The following is a 15,934-nucleotide window of genomic DNA, read 5'->3' as shown; positions in this document are numbered from 1 at the left end:
AAGTCAAAGAATTGCGCGGGATGCGCCGCCGTCGGCCGTAATCGATCGGCCGGTAACGTGCGGGGCGGCATCGCTCGCCAGAAATGCAACCAGCCGGGCGATTTCGCCGGTCGTTCCCAACCTCTTCTGTGGGATTGCGTCCAGAAAACCCTGTTCCTCCTGTTCGGGCGTTTTCCCGCTGCGGGCGGCGAAGGATTCCATCATGCCTTCCCAGCGGCCCGTCCGCGTGGGGCCGGGATTGACGGCATTGATGACCACGCCGTGTTCGGCCACTTCGCGCGCCAGTCCGGCGGTGACCGCGAGCAAACCCGCATTGGCCGCGGCGCCGGGCAGCATCCGCGAGTCCGGTTCGCGGCCCGAATTGCCCACCAGGGTCACGATCCGTCCGTAGCGCCGCTCGATCATGCCGGGCAGGACCGCGCGGATCATCCGGATGGTGGCCATGAACTTGAGCCCCAGGCTGTCTTCCCAGACCGAATCCGGTATTTCCCAGAAAAGACCGCCGGCCGACGCTCCGGCGCAGTTCACCAGCACATCCACCCTGCCGAAGGCCTTTTCCGCAGAAGCCGCAACGTGGATTGCCGCCTCGGGGGACGTCAGGTCCACTGCCTGGCAGCGCACGTTTTCGCAATCGGACTTGACCAGCTCCGCCGCCAGTTCCGCAAGATCGCTCTCCGTGCGGGCGCAGAGAAACAATGTGGCGCCCTCGCGAGCCAGTTCATGCGCGCAGGCCGCGCCCAGGCCGCCGGTGGCCCCGGTAATCAGCGCAACCTTACCGTTCAACTGCAAGTCCATACCGGCCCGCATTATCCCGCAGTTTTCGCTACGCCGGTCCGGCATGGAACAACATGCAATGTTCGCTGGCGCTGCTGTACGGCCCTTCTGGGAGTGTGTGAGCCAGGGATGGCGGAACCAAGCTCCATGGATGGATTCATGCGTCTCCCGGAAGGGCCGTACAGCAGCGCCAGCGCGCCAGTTGGGATTCAGGGCCAGTCGCGGGAAACACTGACGAACGATCCACGGGACTGCGAAGCCATCAGCCAGTAGTAGCCGGTCGCGGCCGGGTCCCCGTCCATCGGGTAAAACAGCACATTGACCGGAATCCCCGAGGGAAGGTCGCGCACCGCGCGGGTAAAGAACCGTTCCCGCGCCCGCGTATCCACCCATCCGACGCGCGACGGAGGACTCGCGCCCTGCGTCGGCAGCCCGTCGGTCAGCAGGTAGACGTTGTCCGGTAACGGCTGCATGGCGCGTATCGCGCGCATCGCGGCATGCAGGCTGGTCCCGCCCTTGGGCGCAAACTTGCGCAGGGCCTCGATCGCTTCGCTGACCCGCGCCCCGTCGGCCACGCTCAGCCACTCTCCGTCCGTGCCTTCGAGGATGCTCCTGTGTTCCACCCCGAAGACGTAGACCTGAAATCTCTGCTGCGGCTCCAGCCGCGTGGTGATCCAGTCGACCGAATTCACGACCTGGACCCACTTGGGCGCGCGGGGTTTGAGTTCCTCGTCCATCAGGCGAAAACGCAAGACGTCGATATAGGTGCGCCCCAGCATGCTGGCGGACGCGTCCACCAGGATCATTACGCGGTCGCCGCCCATCTGCATGCCCGTTAGGTATTGCCGCGCGCCCTCGCCTTCAAAGCCACGCACTCGCTGCCCCGTTCCTTCCTCCGCCTCGGCGACCCGCGCCTCCAGTTCCGACTGCATTTCCCTGAGCCGGTCCACATCGGCCCGCAGCCTCTCGACCGACTCCTGGCTCTGCGTCCCCAGGCGTTCGTATTCGGCCAGCTCCGCCAGCAGCGCGGCCAGCCGTTCGCGCAGCTTTCTCAGCTCCTCTATTGCCGTTGCGCGGCGCTCGTCGAGCGTTTCGCGCTCTCCGCGCAACTGCAGCAGGTCCTTTCGGCCTTCCAGGACCTCCTCTTCCAGCCGTGTGGATTCGCTGAGCAGATCGATCCGCTCGGCGTCGGCCCGCAGGCGCACCTGGGCATTGATGATCACGAAGAACAGCACGACCGCGCCGAAACCGCAGGAAATGATGTCCAGAAACGACATGCTGAATACGTGGAAACGCCTACGAGCCATCGTCCCCCACCTCGCGCGCGATCAGGAACTCCAGCGGTCCCACGCCCACCACGTCGCCCCCGCGCAACGGCGCCGAATCGGCCACCGGCGCGCCGTTCAGGCTGGTTCCGTAACGGCTGTGGTCATGCAACACCACCTGTCCATTCTCCAGCACCACGGTGCAGTGGTTTCGCGAAACCCCGCCTTCCGGCGACAGCACGATCGACAGGCCCCCGGCTTGCGGCGCCGAGCCGAGATGCAGGCCTTCGGCGCCGATGCGCCAGGCCCGGCCACCGAACACGACATGCGTCGGTGTCCGTTCGCCCCTTTCCCCGCCTCCGATGGTCGACGGAGCGCCGGCATCGGGCCCGGCAGTGCTCGCCGTATCCGGCCCGCCCGCCGTGTCCACGGCCGGCAGGGACTTGAGCAGCACGTATCGGTCCCTCGCGCCCGCCACCGGACTGAAACGCTCCAGCGCGCCCAGCGCCGCGGCGCCCGCCGGCAGCACCTGGACCCCGGTGGCGAGCAGGCGGGCAAACGCCTCGGCGCAGCCGGGGACATCCGCAAGGGCGCCTGACAGGTATATGTCCGCGGCCCCGGGGCCCGTGCACCAGGATCGCAAACGATTCCCCGCGGCCCCCAGCAACCGCTCGATCGAAGCAAGGAATTCATCGCGGCCCAGGACCGCGGTAGCGGTCACAGGCGCCGCCTCAAGTTCGATCCTGAGGTCACCGCCGGACAGGACCGCCTGCAGCCACGTATCCAGTTGCCCGGACAGCTCATGTTCGGTTGCGGGCAGATCCAGCGGATCAAAGCGGGAACCCGCCACGAACCGACCGGCAACGTAGCCGGTCATGGCGGCCCGCAGGTGGCGCAAGCCCGGACGGCCGTCGAACAGAATTTCCTCGCGCCGGACTCGCCCGTCGCCCGCGATGAGCCGGGAAACCGCCAAACGTTCGGCGGTTGCTTCAATGTGCAGGCAGGCGCGGCCTTCCGGAACGCTCCGCACCGCTGCCACTCCGCTTTCCACCAACCCGGCCACGGGCAGCCCGGCTTCCTCGGCGATCCCCAGCAGCAGCGCAAGGCGGTCTTCCGCAACGCCGGCAGGAATGACCAAAACCACACCGCTTATGTCTCCCACCGAATCCCGGAAGCGCTTCCACAACCCCTGCATTTGTCCATGAGCAAGGTCGGCATAGCTGCGAAATCCCCGCGCCGGCCTCGGCAGGGGCTCGTCCGACAGCAATTCCCAGTAATTCCGGTAACTGCTTGCGGGGTCACGTCGCGCCTCTTCGGCCGCTTCGCGTCCAAACGCCACCCGGCGCCCTTGCACCAGCGCCACACCGGGCTCGTTGAACAGCACTCCGGCGGCGGTAGCGCCTGCCAGCGCCGCTCCATTGACTTCCAGGGCGACCAGCGCCATGCCGGCTAGCCTCGGCTCAGTCGCCCTGCAGGCGGCGGATCAGCCGTTCGTCGCAGTAATCCGAGGTCTCGAAAACCAGCCGCTCCTGCAACAATTGAAGCTGGTGGACCAGGAACATGATGAAAATGCTGACCAGCAGTGCAAAGAAGGTGGAATTGAAGGCCACGCCAAGGCTCTCGGTCACGCCGCTGATGTCGCCTTCCACCGCGCGGTAGGCCAGCGTCAGGGCCTGGCCGATCCCGCGCACGGTTCCGATGAAACCGATCGAGGGAATCGCCCAGGCGATATACCGGATCATGGACAGTTCCGATTCCAGCCGCTCGGCCTCGGCGTTGACCAGCGTCTGGGTGGCCGAAGAGACGTCCTGAACATTGCCCGTTGCGCCGAACCGCTGCAGTGCGCTGAGCAATACCCGCGGCAGCAGCAGGCGCTGTTGCGATTCGGGCAGCGCACGCAATTGGCGCGCGTGTTCGCGCGTGTCCTCGGGCAGGATGCGCACTCCTTCCGCCAGCGGCAGCAGGTCGCGCTGCAGCAGCGAGCGCTCGCGCAGCGCCCCCCGGGCCTTGTAGCCCATGATCGCAAGCGCCCATAGCGCCAGGATCAGGCAGGCCTCCTGCTCGAAATCGCGCACGATCACGTACAGCGAGCGTTCGGGCACGTAGTCGGCGTCCTGCTCCAGCATTATCCGTTGCTCTTCCATGACCGCGTTCGCCTGCGGGCGGATCCAGGCCACGTACATGGCATGCACCAGGATGACCGACAGGAACAGCGAGAAAAGCTGAAAAACGAATTCGACCGGTAATTGTCTTCTCATCGATTGCTCACTAGTCGACCAGGGGAGCCCGCAAGTGTCGCGGGGGGCGGGGCGTCAGGACACGCCGGAGAAACGCGCTGCCCTCGTCCCAGTCCGTCGCGTGCGGCGACTCCGGAAATTCCAGCTCGGCCACCGCGCAGGTGGGAAACTTTCCGTGGAGCACGTCGAAAGCCTCCTCTTCGCCCCGGCCGGCCAGATACAGCGCCAGTTCCTGCAAGGCAGGATTATGTCCGACCACCATGACGTCGCCGGCGTCCTCCGGCAGCGCTTGCAGGCACTGCAGCACGGTCCCCGGACTGAATGTGTAGAGCCTCCGCATCACGTCGATGTGGAGATCGGCGGGAAGATTGGGCAGGACACCGCACATCGTCTCCACCGCCCGGCGTCCGGCGGAACAGAGAATCCTTCCCGGAGCGCATCCCACGGCCGCCAGTTTCTCGCCCATCGCGGGCGCGTTTTTCCGGCCTCTGGGGGCCAGAGTCCGACCGAAATCGTCGGCGGAATACGGCCCGGCCTTGGCATGCCGCAGCAGCCACAGGCGCTTCATGCCGGACCACCTCGCTCCCGGGAATTGCTCATGACTCCTGTATGCTAACCCCATCATGGGACACATTCCACGCCATCCCGGAACGCCCGAATGACGCCTGCGTCCGGCAAACCACGGGCGCTGAGCGAGGCTGAGCGCGCCGCAGGCCGCCTGATCAACCGCGAACTGTCCTGGCTGGAATTCAACACGCGGGTACTGGAGGAAGCAGGCAACGGGAACCACCCGCTGCTGGAGCGCGTGCGGTTTCTGTCCATTTCGGCCAGCAACCTGGACGAGTTCTACATGGTGCGGGCGGCCGGCCTCATGGCCCAGGAAGCGGCGGGAGTCGCAAAGACCAGCGACGACGGACTGACCCCCGGCGAACAGCTCGAGGCCATACGCGAACAGGTAAAGAAGCTCCTCAAGGCCCAATCCAGGCGCAGCGCGCAATTGCTGACCGAATGCCGCGAAGCCGGAGTGGCGGTCGTAAAACCGGAGGAACTGGGCGAGCGGGCCCGCGAGTGGCTGTCGCGCTGGTTCGAAAACCAGTTGTTTCCGGTACTGACGCCCCAGGCAGTCGACACGGCGCACCCCTTCCCCTTCATACAGACCGGCTGCCTGGTTTACGTGCTGCGGCTGATGCGGCCCACGGACAAGCACGAGATCAACGGCCTGGTGCTGGTCCCGCCCCAGATCGAGCGGTTTGTGCGGGTCCCCGGCAAGGCCCTGCGTTTCGTCGCCGTCGAGGAAATCATTGCCGAGAACTTCAGGTTGCTGTTCCCCGGGATGAAGATCCTGGACCACGGCATCTTCCGCATCAGCCGTGACAGCGACCTTGAAATCGACGAGGAAGCCGAGGACCTGGTGCGGACTTTCGAGACCGCCCTGCTGCGCCGGCGCAGGGGCAACGTCATCCGGGTGGAAGTGGCGGCCGGCATGCCGAAGAACTTCCGCCGGTTCGTGCTCAGGGCGTTCGATGCCTCGCACGCGCATGTCTTCAATATCGACGGCATGCTGGGGCTGGCGGACATTAATCAGATCATCACCGCCCAGCGCCGCGACCTGCAGCACGAACCGCTCAACGTGCGCTTCCCCGAACGGGTCCGCGAATACGGCGGTGACATCCTCGCCGCCATACGCGCCAAGGACTTCGTCGTGCAGCATCCGTACGAGAGTTTCGACGTGGTGGTGCAGTTCCTGCGCCGCGCCACCGAAGACCCGGCGGTCGTGGCGATCAAGCAGACGCTGTACCGCACTTCCGAGGACTCGCCGATCGTCGAGGCGCTGATCGCCGCCGCCGAGGCCGGCAAGCTGGTCACCGCCATGGTCGAGCTCCGGGCGCGTTTCGACGAAGCGGCGAACATCCGCTGGGCGCGCGAGATGGAGCGCGCCGGCGTGCAGGTCGTATACGGCTTCATGGAACTCAAGACCCACGCCAAGGTCTCGCTGGTGGTGCGCAGGGAAGCGGGAGAGCTGCGGACCTACACCCATTTCGGCACCGGCAACTACCATCCCGTCAACGCGCGCGTGTATTCGGACCTGAGCTTCTTCACCTGCGACGCGGCCCTGGGGCGCGATACCGCGCGTCTGTTCAACTACATGACCGGCTACGCGACGCCCGAGGACATGGAAAAGCTTGTGTACGCGCCCGCCCAGCTGAAGAACACGCTGGTGGAACTGATCGAGGACGAATTCGGCCATGCCCGCGCCGGGCGTCCAGCGGAAATCTGGGCCAAACTCAACTCGCTCGTGGATCCCGAGATCATCGACTGTCTCTACCGCGCGAGCCAGGCCGGCGTGCGGATCGAACTCTACGTCCGGGGCATCTGCTGCCTGCGCCCCGGCGTGCCCGGCATGTCGGAGAACATCCAGGTGCGCAGCATGGTCGGCAGGTTCCTGGAGCACTCCCGCGTCATGTGTTTCGGCGCCGGCCACCAGCTTCCTTCAACCGAAAGCAAGGTTTTCGTGTCGTCCGCCGACTGGATGCCCCGCAACCTGCACCATCGCGTGGAAACGCTGGTGCCGATCGAGAACGAGACGGTCAAGCGGCAGCTCGTGGAGCAGGTCCTGATGGCGAACCGCTTCGACGTGATGCAGAGCTGGCAACTTGGACCCGACGGCGCGTACCGCCGCCTTGACCATCAAACCGGCGATTTCAGCGCCCACACCTGGTTCATGACCAACCCCAGCCTTTCCGGCCGGGGCAGCGCCCTGCGGGAGTCGCGGCCGGCCATGCCCGGCGAACTGTTTCCCGAGACCGGGGACGCCGCCGACGCGGAAGACAAACCCCGCCCGAAGCTGGTCAAAGCCGCCGTCTAACGTATTCGCGGGACAGCACACTAGTGCCGGGCGTATTGCGAACCAGCCCCGCGACCCCAAGCGAGGCGCCGGTAGCCGTGATCGACATAGGCTCGAACTCCGTGCGCCTGGTCGTCTATGAGAACGGCGGACGGGCGCCCTTGCCGATATTCAACGAAAAGGTCCTTTGCGGGCTGGGCCGCGGACTGGACCGGACCGGAAAAATGCCCGAAGACGGGGTCCGCATGGCTCTGGAGAGCCTGCATCGATTCGCCCGCCTGTGCCCGCAAATGGGCGTTCTGGAAGTGCAGGCGGTGGCGACCGCGGCGGTCCGGGAGGCGAGTAACGGTCAGGAGTTCCTTGAGACCGTGCGCAGCGAGTGCGGCCTCGATGTCCGCTTGCTTACCGGCGACCGGGAAGCCGAAGTCTCGGCCGGCGGAGTCCTGAGCGCAATGCCGAGGGCGAGCGGCATCGCGGCCGATCTCGGCGGCGCCAGCCTGGAACTGACGCTTCTGGACAAGGGGAGCGTGGTGGAGCGCGTTTCGCTGCCGCTGGGCACGGTGCGCAGAAACGGAGAGGAGTCCATCGGGGAGAGCCGGGCGGCCATTCGGGCCCAGCTTGACGGACTGGAATGGCTGCCGCGGGCGCGCGGACAGTCCCTGTACCTGGTAGGAGGCTCCTGGCGGGCACTGGCTCGTATCCACATGGACGAATCCGGCTATCCCCTGCATGTCATCCATCACTACGCGCTGGAGGCCGGCGACACTTCGGAATTCTGTGCGAGGCTGGCCGGCTGGCCGCGCCCGCGCCTGGAAACGGCCAAGGGACTGCGGACCGACCGGCTGGAGTCCCTGCCTTTTGCTGCGGTCGCTCTGGAATGCCTGTTGCGGCAAAGCGGGGCCGAGCACGCCGTGTTTTCCGCCAACGGCCTGCGGGAAGGCTGTCTGTACGAAGCCCTTACGCCGCTTGAGCAGCAGATAGACCCCCTGCTGTGGCTGTGCGAAAGCGCCGCCCGGCGCATGGGCCGCGGGGGTTCCGGCGGCGACTTGCTGGCCGGCTGGATCGCGCCGGCGCTGGAAGGGCTCGTGCCGGACAAGCTCAGACTGGCCGCCTGCCACCTGTCCGACATCGGATGGTCCGAACATCCCGACTACCGGGCCGAGCAGGTATTCCTGCGGATACTGCGCATGCCGCTGACCGGCGCCGATCACCGCGAGCGGATCATGCTCGGCCTGGCCGTCGCTTCGCGTCACGCCGCCATTACCCCGTCCTTGAAACGCCTGGGTCTCGGCGAACTCGTCGACAAGAAGGAGAAACGCCAGGCAGTCTGCATCGGCCTGGCCATGCGGCTTGCCTACACGATTTCCGGCGGAGCCGTCAGCGTTCTCGAGCAATTCCGACTGCAGCGGGAACCGGAAGAACTCGTGCTGACGGCGCCCGAAGGCGCACATATCCTGGTCGGGAACACCGTCCAGCGGCGCCTGCGCGTCCTGGCGGAAAAGCTGGACCTGGACTACCGGATCCGTCTGCGAGCCTGACCGGGCAATCGCCCGCTCAGATGTCGGTGGGCCAGACTACCGGGTTGTCCGCCGAAAGGGGCTCCGACGGCGTGAACTCCTCAAGCACCTCATCGCTGCCCAGCGCTTCCTCGATGCGGGCCAGGTCCTCTTCGATCGAGGTGACCTCTGTGGACAATTCCGTCTGTGCGGCAGTGTCGTCATCTCCCTGGGCCGGCGCACCGGCGGAAGTTTCAGTAGAGGGCGAGACGCCCTCCCTCCCAGGCGGGACGGCCTCGCTCCCGGCGGCGCTCTCGCTGCCGGGAGCGGCGTCCTCGACGGTCCTGTCCTGCTGAGCGAAACCCAGCCAGCCGCCCACCTGCTCGGCGGCCCAGGTCAGGCCCACGGCCAGGCCGATGACGGCGGCGACTGCGATGACCTTCTTCATTCCGGTTCCTGCAATTCGGCGTAGCGCGCCAGTCGAAATCCTACATCGAGCCTTGCTTCATCGCCACGATCGCGATATGCCCAGCGAAGTTCGCGGAGCGTGCCATGCTGCCAACTCGAACCGCGGATCACGTAAAAACGCCCTTCCTGCGGACCGCGCGGGTCCACCTCGAAGTCGGGATATAGCGTATCCGCGCCGTAGTAGTCGGCCGTCCACTCGGCCGCATTGCCGCCGAGATCGTAGAAGCCCAGCGGGTTGGCTGGAAACGTACCGACCGGGGCCGTAAAGGGGAAATTGTCGTTGTAGGCGTTCAGCACGATGGGTATGAGGCCGCTCGCCGACTGGTCGGCGTAGTTACCCGAGCGCACCGGGGGGGGCATACGCTCGCCCCAGGGATAACGCGAATTTCCCGCGCCGCCGCGATAGCGGGCCGCCCAGACCCACTCCGCCTCGGTCGGCAGGCGGTAGCCGCTCCCCGGATCGGCCACCGGAATCAGCCGGCCGGAGCGGCTCTGATACTGAAGCGGCAGGTTTTCCTGCGAACTCAGCCAGTTGCAGAAGGCCGCGGCGGCCTGCCAGTCGACGTTCACCGCGGGGCTGCTGTCGGCCGCCAGCGACCGGAAGCGCTCCGCGCCGGAGGTGTGGTTGGGAATGAAGGCGCGAAATTCCCGGTTGGTGACTTCCTTCACACCAAGGTAGTAGCGTTTCGTGAGTCTCACCCTGCGGCGCACTTCGTTGTTGCGCCACCCCTGCGACCCGCGCTGCGACCCCATCTCGAACTCGCCCGGGAACAGCATGACCATCGTCGCGCCCTGCGAGGTTTCGATTTCCGTAGGCTGAGCGGCCAGCATCTGCTGCCGGGGCGTCAGGAGTTCGACTTCCACCTCCTGGGGATAGGCGGGCTGCGGCACCACCTCGCGCGCCTGCGCCACGTAGCCTTCAAGGCTGAATTCGAGTTGCTGTTCGGTGGAAGGCAACTGCAGGTCCAGCGGGGTCCGGCCCGCGGGCCGCCCGTTGACGCTCACCTGCGCACCGGCCGGGCGGCTCAGTACGCGGACCGTTCCCAGTCGCGGCTCGAGGCGAATGTTCAGGGCCCGCTCCGCGCCCCGCCCCAGCGTTACCGTGCGTTCCTGCGACTCGTAGCCCGCCCGCGACACCACTACCCGATGCGCCCGGTCCGGGCTCACCTCCACGGTTGCGGGCGATCCTCCGCGAAAATCCCCATCCACGGTAATGCTCGCGCCGGGCGGGTCGGTCAGCACCCGAAGGACGCCGGCGGCAGGCTGCAGGCGGATGGTCGGCAGGGCCTGCGGCGAGCCCGCAACCACGGTCAGCCTTTCGCGATGCGTGGCGAATCCCGGACGGGAGAACGACAGCACGCGCTCGCCCGACAGCAATTCCACCGTTGCCGGGGTTGTCCCCAGGGCCTGCCCTTCCGAACGCAACTCGGCCCCGGGCGGATCGCTGTTCGCCGTGATCTCCGCCCAATCCGGCTCCAGTTCGGCCGTAAACGGCTCCAGGCCGCCGCCGCCCGCCACGGCCAACGGAACCTCCAGGTCCTTGTAGCGGGGCGCGCTTACGGTGAGGGCGTAGGTGCCCGAATCCAGAGAAATTTCCTCGCCGGGCGAAAACACCCCGTCCATTCCCTCGATGCGGATCTCCGCGCCGGCGACGGTATTCACGACCACCCGTCCGGGCAACAGCCGCATCGCGAAGCGAAATTCCTGACCGCCCTCGCCCCGCACCTCGATCTCTTCGTTCAGCGGGAAATATCGTTCCCGTTCCGCCCGGACCCGGTACCTGCCTTGCCAGAGAAGATAGCGGGATCCCACGTGCGGAGCGGGAAGCAGCGCCTCAACCTCAACGGCGACGTCGGCGGGCTCGACTTCGATCAGCACGCCTTCGGCGGTGAACACGAACACGGCGCTGCCGCCCAGGAGCGCCAGAAGCACGCCTGCCGCCAGGCGCAGCCACAGGCGGCCCTTGTGCGCAGGCGCGGAACGCGATTCCCCGGCGGGCCTGCGAGCCGCTATTGCCGCCGGGGCGTCGTCTTCGCCCACCAATTCGGGCGGCCTGGTGTCCCAGGCCCTTGCCAGATAGCTGACGTTCAGGCGCATTGTTTCCGGAGAAACCGAATCCAGCCTTACCTCGACTCCGGCAATGGCGAGACGGTCGCCTTCCTCCAGCCACTGCGCGCCGCTGATCGGCCCGCCGTTCAGCAGAAGGCCGGAAATGCCCGGATAGCACTGCACCAGGGCACGGTCGTCGAGGAGATTGATGCTGGCCGCCGGAGGCGCGCCGACCGGGCCGGGGAGGCGGATGTGCGCGCCCTCGCCGCTGCCCAGCAGAACAGGCAGCTCCTCCAGAGCCAGTCTGCGCTCCCCTTCGGGCAGCACGAGAATCACGTCACGCCCCATGTTTCACGCCCCCGGCGTCAGATGGGATCCGTGCAGATCAGAACCAGCGGTTCCGGCAGTCCTTCCGGCGCCACGATGAACTCGCGGCGCACGTCACGAAAGCCGTCACGGGTTCCGACAGCGGTGTATGCACCGGGGCGAAGTTCAAGCATGCGGCTGTCGAAACTTCCCAGGCGGCCGACGTGAAAAATGGTCACCTCGGTAAGGCCGTCCGAACGCAGCCACACCGGCGCCGGGGTGGCCGCCACGGCCAAGGCCTGCTCCAGGCGGTTGAGCTGCCCGTCAAGGCGCGAGCCGGGAGCGGGAATCGCCGCGGCTTCGTCCAGCAGGCGCTTGCCGCGTTGCCAGGAGTCGTCCCGGTTCAGCAACCGGGCATTGGCGATGGTGTTTTCCAGTGCCTCGTCCAGGCGCGCGCGCCTCTCGGCCTCGGCCAGTCCGCGCTGCGCTGCGACGATATTCGAGTCGATCTCGAGCATGCCGCGGTAATTTTCAGCCGCCCTGGGCCAGTCTTCCGCGAATCTGCCCGCCATTGCGGCCGCCTGGAGTTGAGCCAGCCGCTGACCGCGTTCCTCAAGCTCCAGCGCGGCAAGGGCTTCGACCGGCCCCGGGTCGTTCGGGCGCTGTTTCGCGGCGGCCTCGAACGCGGTCCGGGCCGCTTCGACATCGCCCTCTCCCAGCGCCGCATGGCCGCGCGACATTCGCGAGTTGAACAGTTGCTGATTGATCCGCGCGTTCACCGCCGACAGCTCCCTGCGGGCCGACTGCCGCTCGGGGTCGATCCCGAGCACCGCCTGCCAGGCGGTCCGCTGCTCCTCCAGGCTGCCTTCACGCCCGCTGGCCCGCGCTTCGGCCACGGCCTGCATGGTTTCCGGCACCCGGGCCGCCCGCCGGGATGCGGACTGCACTTCCGGATCGGTTGCCCCGAGAAGAATTCCGGCCTTTTCGAGTTCCGCCAGGGCGGTGGCCTGATCGCCTGATTCGATAGCCTGCAGCGCTTCTTCCAGGGCCGCGCGGCCAATATCCGGCGCCTGTTCGCGCAGCTCGCTCAGCATCGCACCCGCTGTACCGTATGCGCCCTGCGCGTCCGGATACTCGCGTCGGCGATAGAAGCCGTCCCCTTTCTCTTCCTCGGCAATGGCCTGTTCCCAGGCGCCGCCCGACCACAGGGAAGGCTGCAGTGTCGCGAGATAGTTCCGGTCCTGCAACATGTCGCCCATGGCGGCGTCGGCCGCTTCGCGCTGGATTCTCAACAGCTGCATGTCCTGGCGGGGCGCCTCGGTCTCCTGAATAATGCGCTCCGGCGGTGGGCGCCGGCTTGCGCGTTCCTCGGCGAACCTCGGCAACACGAAGAACAGGACCGCTGCCCCCGCCAGCAGGACACCTCCCAACGCGTAAGCCACCCATATGGGCACTCCGGAGCTGCGTTGCAGCGCCGGCGCCGGCGGCCCGTCGGCGGCATCGGTGTGGGCGCCGGCGCGAGCCCTCGCGACGATGGCGGCGGCCTCTGACGGCGTTTCGGTGGTGGCGGATTCCGCCAGAATTTCGTCCAGTGCGGCCCGTACGGCCTGGATGGTTACCGGCCTTGAGTCCTCGTCGCGCGCGAGCATCGCGGTAACCAGTTCGGCCAGCTCATCGGGAAGTTGCGGGCGCCCTTCGGGAGCAGCGGGGGCAGCCAGTTTGCCGCCGCGTATGGCTTCTTCGCTTATGTCCGGCGAGAACGGCGGAAAGCCGCACAGCAACTCATGGATGACGCAGCCCAGCCCATACACGTCATCGCTGGTCCGGGCGGAGCGGCCCTCGAGCCGTTGCGGACTCATATAGGCCAGCGAGCCTCCCGGGCGCCGGACCCGTCCGTCTTCGGCTGCATCCGGCAGCACGGCGGCGCCGAAGTCCGTCAGGCAGGCCGCGCCCGACTCGTCCAGCAGGATGTTCTGCGGTTTGATATCGCCGTGTACCACGCCCTTGCGGTGCGCATACGCCAGCGCGTCGCATACCGGCAGCAGGCGCCTTGCGACGGCGCTCCAGGATTCGCCGGACCGTTCTCCGACATGACCGCCCGGCAGGACGGGCATCGTGAAAAAATGGCTGTTGCCGTCGGAAACGAACTCCTCCGGGCGCACGATGGCCGGATGGACCAGCGACTGGGCGACCGAAAATTCGCGCCGGAAGCGATCGACATGGGCCGGATGCCGCGCAAGGTCATCCGCCAGCAACTTCAGGGCCCGTTCACGGCCCTCCCGCGCATCTTCCGCAAGCCAGACCTCACCCAGTCCGCCGGAACCCAGGGGGCGCAGCAGGCGGAACCGCGCTGCCAGCATCTCGCCTTGTCTTCTTTGGGTCATCGAGTCGCCGGACACGGGGCGTTCTCGAGTCCGGTTCAGGAGCGCGGCTGGGACGTGACCTCAGGCTCCTGCACACCCGGTGTTGCAAGGTCGCCGGTCTCACGGGCGTAGATTTCCCGCAACAGGCGGCGCCATTCACGAAACCTCTCCTCGGCGGAGCCGGTCAGGCGGCGCGTCTGGCCTTCGAGTTCCACCACCATGGGCTCGGCTTCGGCATCGAAGGACTCGCCCACCTCGCGCAACGCCTCCGCGTGCATCCTGGCCTCCTCGCGCCGGCTCAGGCTTCCCTGTATTCCCATGAAGCCGCCCTGGATCATCGTGCCGGTAACGCCCATGTTATCGCCGCCGCTGGCTTCGTACGCAACCGCGCCGAGGATCCCGAGAACACCGAGCAGCATGCGCGTGTTCGCCGACCTGCGCATCTCTTCGTAACTCAGGCGGCCTTCACGGGCCATCCGCCGCCAGTCCGTGTAGGGCCGGTCCAGACCGTAATAGAGGTTGGCGTAATGCTCGTTGACGGCGTCGATCAGCGCGTACTCCCGCTCGCGCACCTCGCGCATGCGGCTGACCATGGGCTCGTCCGCGGCCGGCAGGCGCCTGACCTCGTACTGCCCCTTGCCGGTCTCTTCCAGGTAACCGCTGAAAGCCTGCGGAACCAGGCTCTGTCCGTAGCGCAGGTCGCTGATCTCGCGCACGCGCTGCAGTTCGCCGGAGCTCAACTGCGCGCGCGCCTGCAGCAGGTCATTGGCGATCTGGTTATAGAGATTCTGGTAAGGGTCCTGGCCGGGACCGGTGTTGCGAATGTATGCCTGCTCAGCAACCAGCATCTCATAGTTCTTTTCGAACCACTGGCGGCCGGCAGAGTCCCAGGCGCCGACACGAAGTTGCGCGCTGTAACCGTCCGATTGATCGATCCTGCCCGAAATCACGACATCCGCCACCGGGCTGTATTCGGGCAGCACGCTTACGGCCCCCCAATAGCCGGTGGTCTCAAGCGTGTTCTTGAGGTGGTAGGGCATGTAACGCGCCTCGGCGCGGCGAATCTCCGGAAAGATGAACCGGTCGTTGAGTTCCTGGTCGCTCGCGCCTTCGGGCAGCCCCGGATCAAAAACCAGGATGCCGACGTTCAGCAGGGATTCCGGTGCTATTTCGGCTTCCGCCCGCTGCAGCCCCACCTGTGTGTACTGGACCTCGCGCGCGGACGTGCAGGCGCCCAGCACAATGACGCAGGCAGCCAGGCCGAAAGTCTTGATCAACCGGTTCATCTTGTTTTCAGCCCCATGTGCCTGCGATATTCGTCCCACAATGCCTCGCGTATGCGGGGGTCTTCTTCCTGCTCCGCCGCTTCGCGAATCTGCCGCGCCACCTGGTCTTCATTGCCGGTAGCCTCCGCAATGTCTTCCGGAATTTCAATCTTCGTGTCCGGTTGCTCGCCCGGCGCCCCGTCTTCAAGCGGCCCGCCTTCGCCTGAGCCTCCACCCGAGCCGCCGCCGTTTCCGGCACTGCTTCCGGCGCTGCTGTCGCCTGAGCTGCCGCCGGCCGGTTGGCCGCCCGGCCCCTGGCCGTCACCGCCAAGCCCCCCGCCGGTCGCGTTGGGAATGGTCACCATTGCACCGCCGGAGCCGCCGGGCTCGCCGATCATTCCGCCCGCCCCTCCGGAACCGGCGGCGGAACCCTGTCCGGCCGACGCCATGGCGCCGCGCTCACGGGCAATTTCGCGGTCGTAGCCCTCCATGGATTCACGCAGGACGCCCTCAAGGTCGCCCGTGCCCTGTGTGCCGCCCGCACCACCTCTGCCGCCGGGCTCGCTGCCCTGCCCGCCTCCGAAACCACCGCCGACTCCCGTGGAACCGGCCTGTTGACCTCCGGAACCACCCGGCCGGCCTGAGGTTCCGCCAGCCGAACCGCTGGCGCCACCCACGGAACCCATCGAACCCTGTGCGCCGCCTTGCGATCCCATCGAACCACGAGAACCGCCCGGTGTTCCCATGGAGCCGCCCATGGAGCCCATCGAACCGCCCATGGAGCCTCTGGAGGAGCCCATAGAACCCCCTGAAGAACCCATCGAACCACCCATGGAACCCTGCGAGCCGCCGGAGGAACCCATCGA

The 15,934-nt window shown here is 66.8% G+C and carries 12 protein-coding genes; 2 read left to right on the top strand and 10 right to left on the bottom strand.

The features are described 5' to 3' along the window. Window positions 1–3: 3 nt before the first annotated feature. From F4036_01145 to F4036_01125, 5 genes are read right to left on the bottom strand one after another with little or no spacing between them, the layout of a single operon-like run. Entirely contained in the window at window positions 4–1,167 is a 1,164-nt protein-coding gene (locus tag F4036_01145; GenBank protein MYK36349.1) for an SDR family NAD(P)-dependent oxidoreductase, read from the bottom strand. Next, the gene (locus tag F4036_01140) at window positions 984–2,081 is read right to left on the bottom strand and encodes a VWA domain-containing protein (GenBank protein ID MYK36348.1); all 1,098 of its coding nucleotides are present in this window, start codon (window positions 2,079–2,081) and stop codon (window positions 984–986) included. The genes F4036_01145 and F4036_01140 overlap by 184 nt, the downstream gene beginning before the upstream one ends. Continuing rightward, window positions 2,071–3,483, bottom strand: a complete 1,413-nt coding sequence (locus F4036_01135; GenBank protein MYK36347.1) for an FHA domain-containing protein — start codon at window positions 3,481–3,483, stop codon at window positions 2,071–2,073. The genes F4036_01140 and F4036_01135 overlap by 11 nt, the downstream gene beginning before the upstream one ends. A 16-nt stretch (window positions 3,484–3,499) precedes the next feature. Next, window positions 3,500–4,297, bottom strand: coding sequence for a MotA/TolQ/ExbB proton channel family protein (locus F4036_01130; protein MYK36346.1), 798 nt, complete (start codon window positions 4,295–4,297; stop codon window positions 3,500–3,502). Between the two features lie 10 nt (window positions 4,298–4,307). Continuing rightward, entirely contained in the window at window positions 4,308–4,844 is a 537-nt protein-coding gene (locus F4036_01125; GenBank protein MYK36345.1) for a histidine phosphatase family protein, read from the bottom strand. 90 nt (window positions 4,845–4,934) lie between these two features. On the opposite strand from F4036_01125, the gene F4036_01120 reads away from it, so the two are divergent. Then, window positions 4,935–7,142 (top strand): RNA degradosome polyphosphate kinase, encoded by a 2,208-nt coding sequence (locus F4036_01120; GenBank protein ID MYK36344.1) that lies wholly within the window; start codon window positions 4,935–4,937, stop codon window positions 7,140–7,142. Continuing rightward, window positions 6,992–8,659 (top strand): Ppx/GppA family phosphatase, encoded by a 1,668-nt coding sequence (locus F4036_01115; protein MYK36343.1) that lies wholly within the window; start codon window positions 6,992–6,994, stop codon window positions 8,657–8,659. The genes F4036_01120 and F4036_01115 overlap by 151 nt, the downstream gene beginning before the upstream one ends. Window positions 8,660–8,675: 16 nt before the next feature. Here the strand turns inward: F4036_01115 and F4036_01110 are convergent, their stop codons facing one another. Genes F4036_01110 through F4036_01090 form a run of 5 tightly spaced genes read right to left on the bottom strand, consistent with a single transcriptional unit; the run spans window position 8,676 to window position 15,784 of the window. Then, window positions 8,676–9,065 carry a hypothetical protein gene (locus F4036_01110; protein MYK36342.1) on the bottom strand — a complete coding sequence of 130 codons (390 nt, stop codon included), beginning with the start codon at window positions 9,063–9,065 and terminating at the stop codon, window positions 8,676–8,678. After that, a complete protein-coding gene (locus F4036_01105) occupies window positions 9,062–11,482 on the bottom strand; it encodes an SUMF1/EgtB/PvdO family nonheme iron enzyme (GenBank protein ID MYK36341.1) in 2,421 nt (806 codons plus the stop codon). Before F4036_01105 ends, F4036_01110 begins: the two co-directional genes overlap by 4 nt. Before the next feature lie 17 nt (window positions 11,483–11,499). Beyond that, entirely contained in the window at window positions 11,500–13,824 is a 2,325-nt protein-coding gene (locus tag F4036_01100; GenBank protein ID MYK36340.1) for a serine/threonine protein kinase, read from the bottom strand. Window positions 13,825–13,859: 35 nt separating this feature from the next. Beyond that, a complete protein-coding gene (locus tag F4036_01095; protein MYK36339.1) occupies window positions 13,860–15,089 on the bottom strand; it encodes a hypothetical protein in 1,230 nt (409 codons plus the stop codon). Continuing rightward, a complete protein-coding gene (locus F4036_01090) occupies window positions 15,086–15,784 on the bottom strand; it encodes a hypothetical protein (protein MYK36338.1) in 699 nt (232 codons plus the stop codon). The genes F4036_01095 and F4036_01090 overlap by 4 nt, the downstream gene beginning before the upstream one ends. Window positions 15,785–15,934 lie beyond the last annotated feature (150 nt).

Source organism: Gammaproteobacteria bacterium, from assembly GCA_009845905.1.
GTDB lineage: Bacteria > Pseudomonadota > Gammaproteobacteria > Steroidobacterales > Foliamicaceae > Foliamicus.
Note: the sequence above shows the minus strand (reverse complement) of the source record. Positions and strands in the feature narration are given on the sequence as shown.

Excerpts from the sequence above, each read along its gene's own strand:
- F4036_01145 (MYK36349.1), bottom strand. The coding sequence starts at position 1,167 with ATGGGTGGATACGCGGGCGCGGGAACGGTTCTTTACCCGCGCGGTGCG.
- F4036_01140 (MYK36348.1), bottom strand. The coding sequence starts at position 2,081 with ATGGCTCGTAGGCGTTTCCACGTATTCAGCATGTCGTTTCTGGACATC.
- F4036_01135 (MYK36347.1), bottom strand. The coding sequence starts at position 3,483 with ATGGCGCTGGTCGCCCTGGAAGTCAATGGAGCGGCGCTGGCAGGCGCT.
- F4036_01130 (MYK36346.1), bottom strand. The coding sequence starts at position 4,297 with ATGAGAAGACAATTACCGGTCGAATTCGTTTTTCAGCTTTTCTCGCTG.
- F4036_01125 (MYK36345.1), bottom strand. The coding sequence starts at position 4,844 with ATGAAGCGCCTGTGGCTGCTGCGGCATGCCAAGGCCGGGCCGTATTCC.
- F4036_01120 (MYK36344.1), top strand. The coding sequence starts at position 4,935 with ATGACGCCTGCGTCCGGCAAACCACGGGCGCTGAGCGAGGCTGAGCGC.
- F4036_01110 (MYK36342.1), bottom strand. The coding sequence starts at position 9,065 with ATGAAGAAGGTCATCGCAGTCGCCGCCGTCATCGGCCTGGCCGTGGGC.
- F4036_01105 (MYK36341.1), bottom strand. The coding sequence starts at position 11,482 with ATGGGGCGTGACGTGATTCTCGTGCTGCCCGAAGGGGAGCGCAGACTG.
- F4036_01100 (MYK36340.1), bottom strand. The coding sequence starts at position 13,824 with ATGACCCAAAGAAGACAAGGCGAGATGCTGGCAGCGCGGTTCCGCCTG.
- F4036_01095 (MYK36339.1), bottom strand. The coding sequence starts at position 15,089 with ATGAACCGGTTGATCAAGACTTTCGGCCTGGCTGCCTGCGTCATTGTG.
- F4036_01090 (MYK36338.1), bottom strand. The coding sequence starts at position 15,784 with ATGGGATCGCAAGGCGGCGCACAGGGTTCGATGGGTTCCGTGGGTGGC.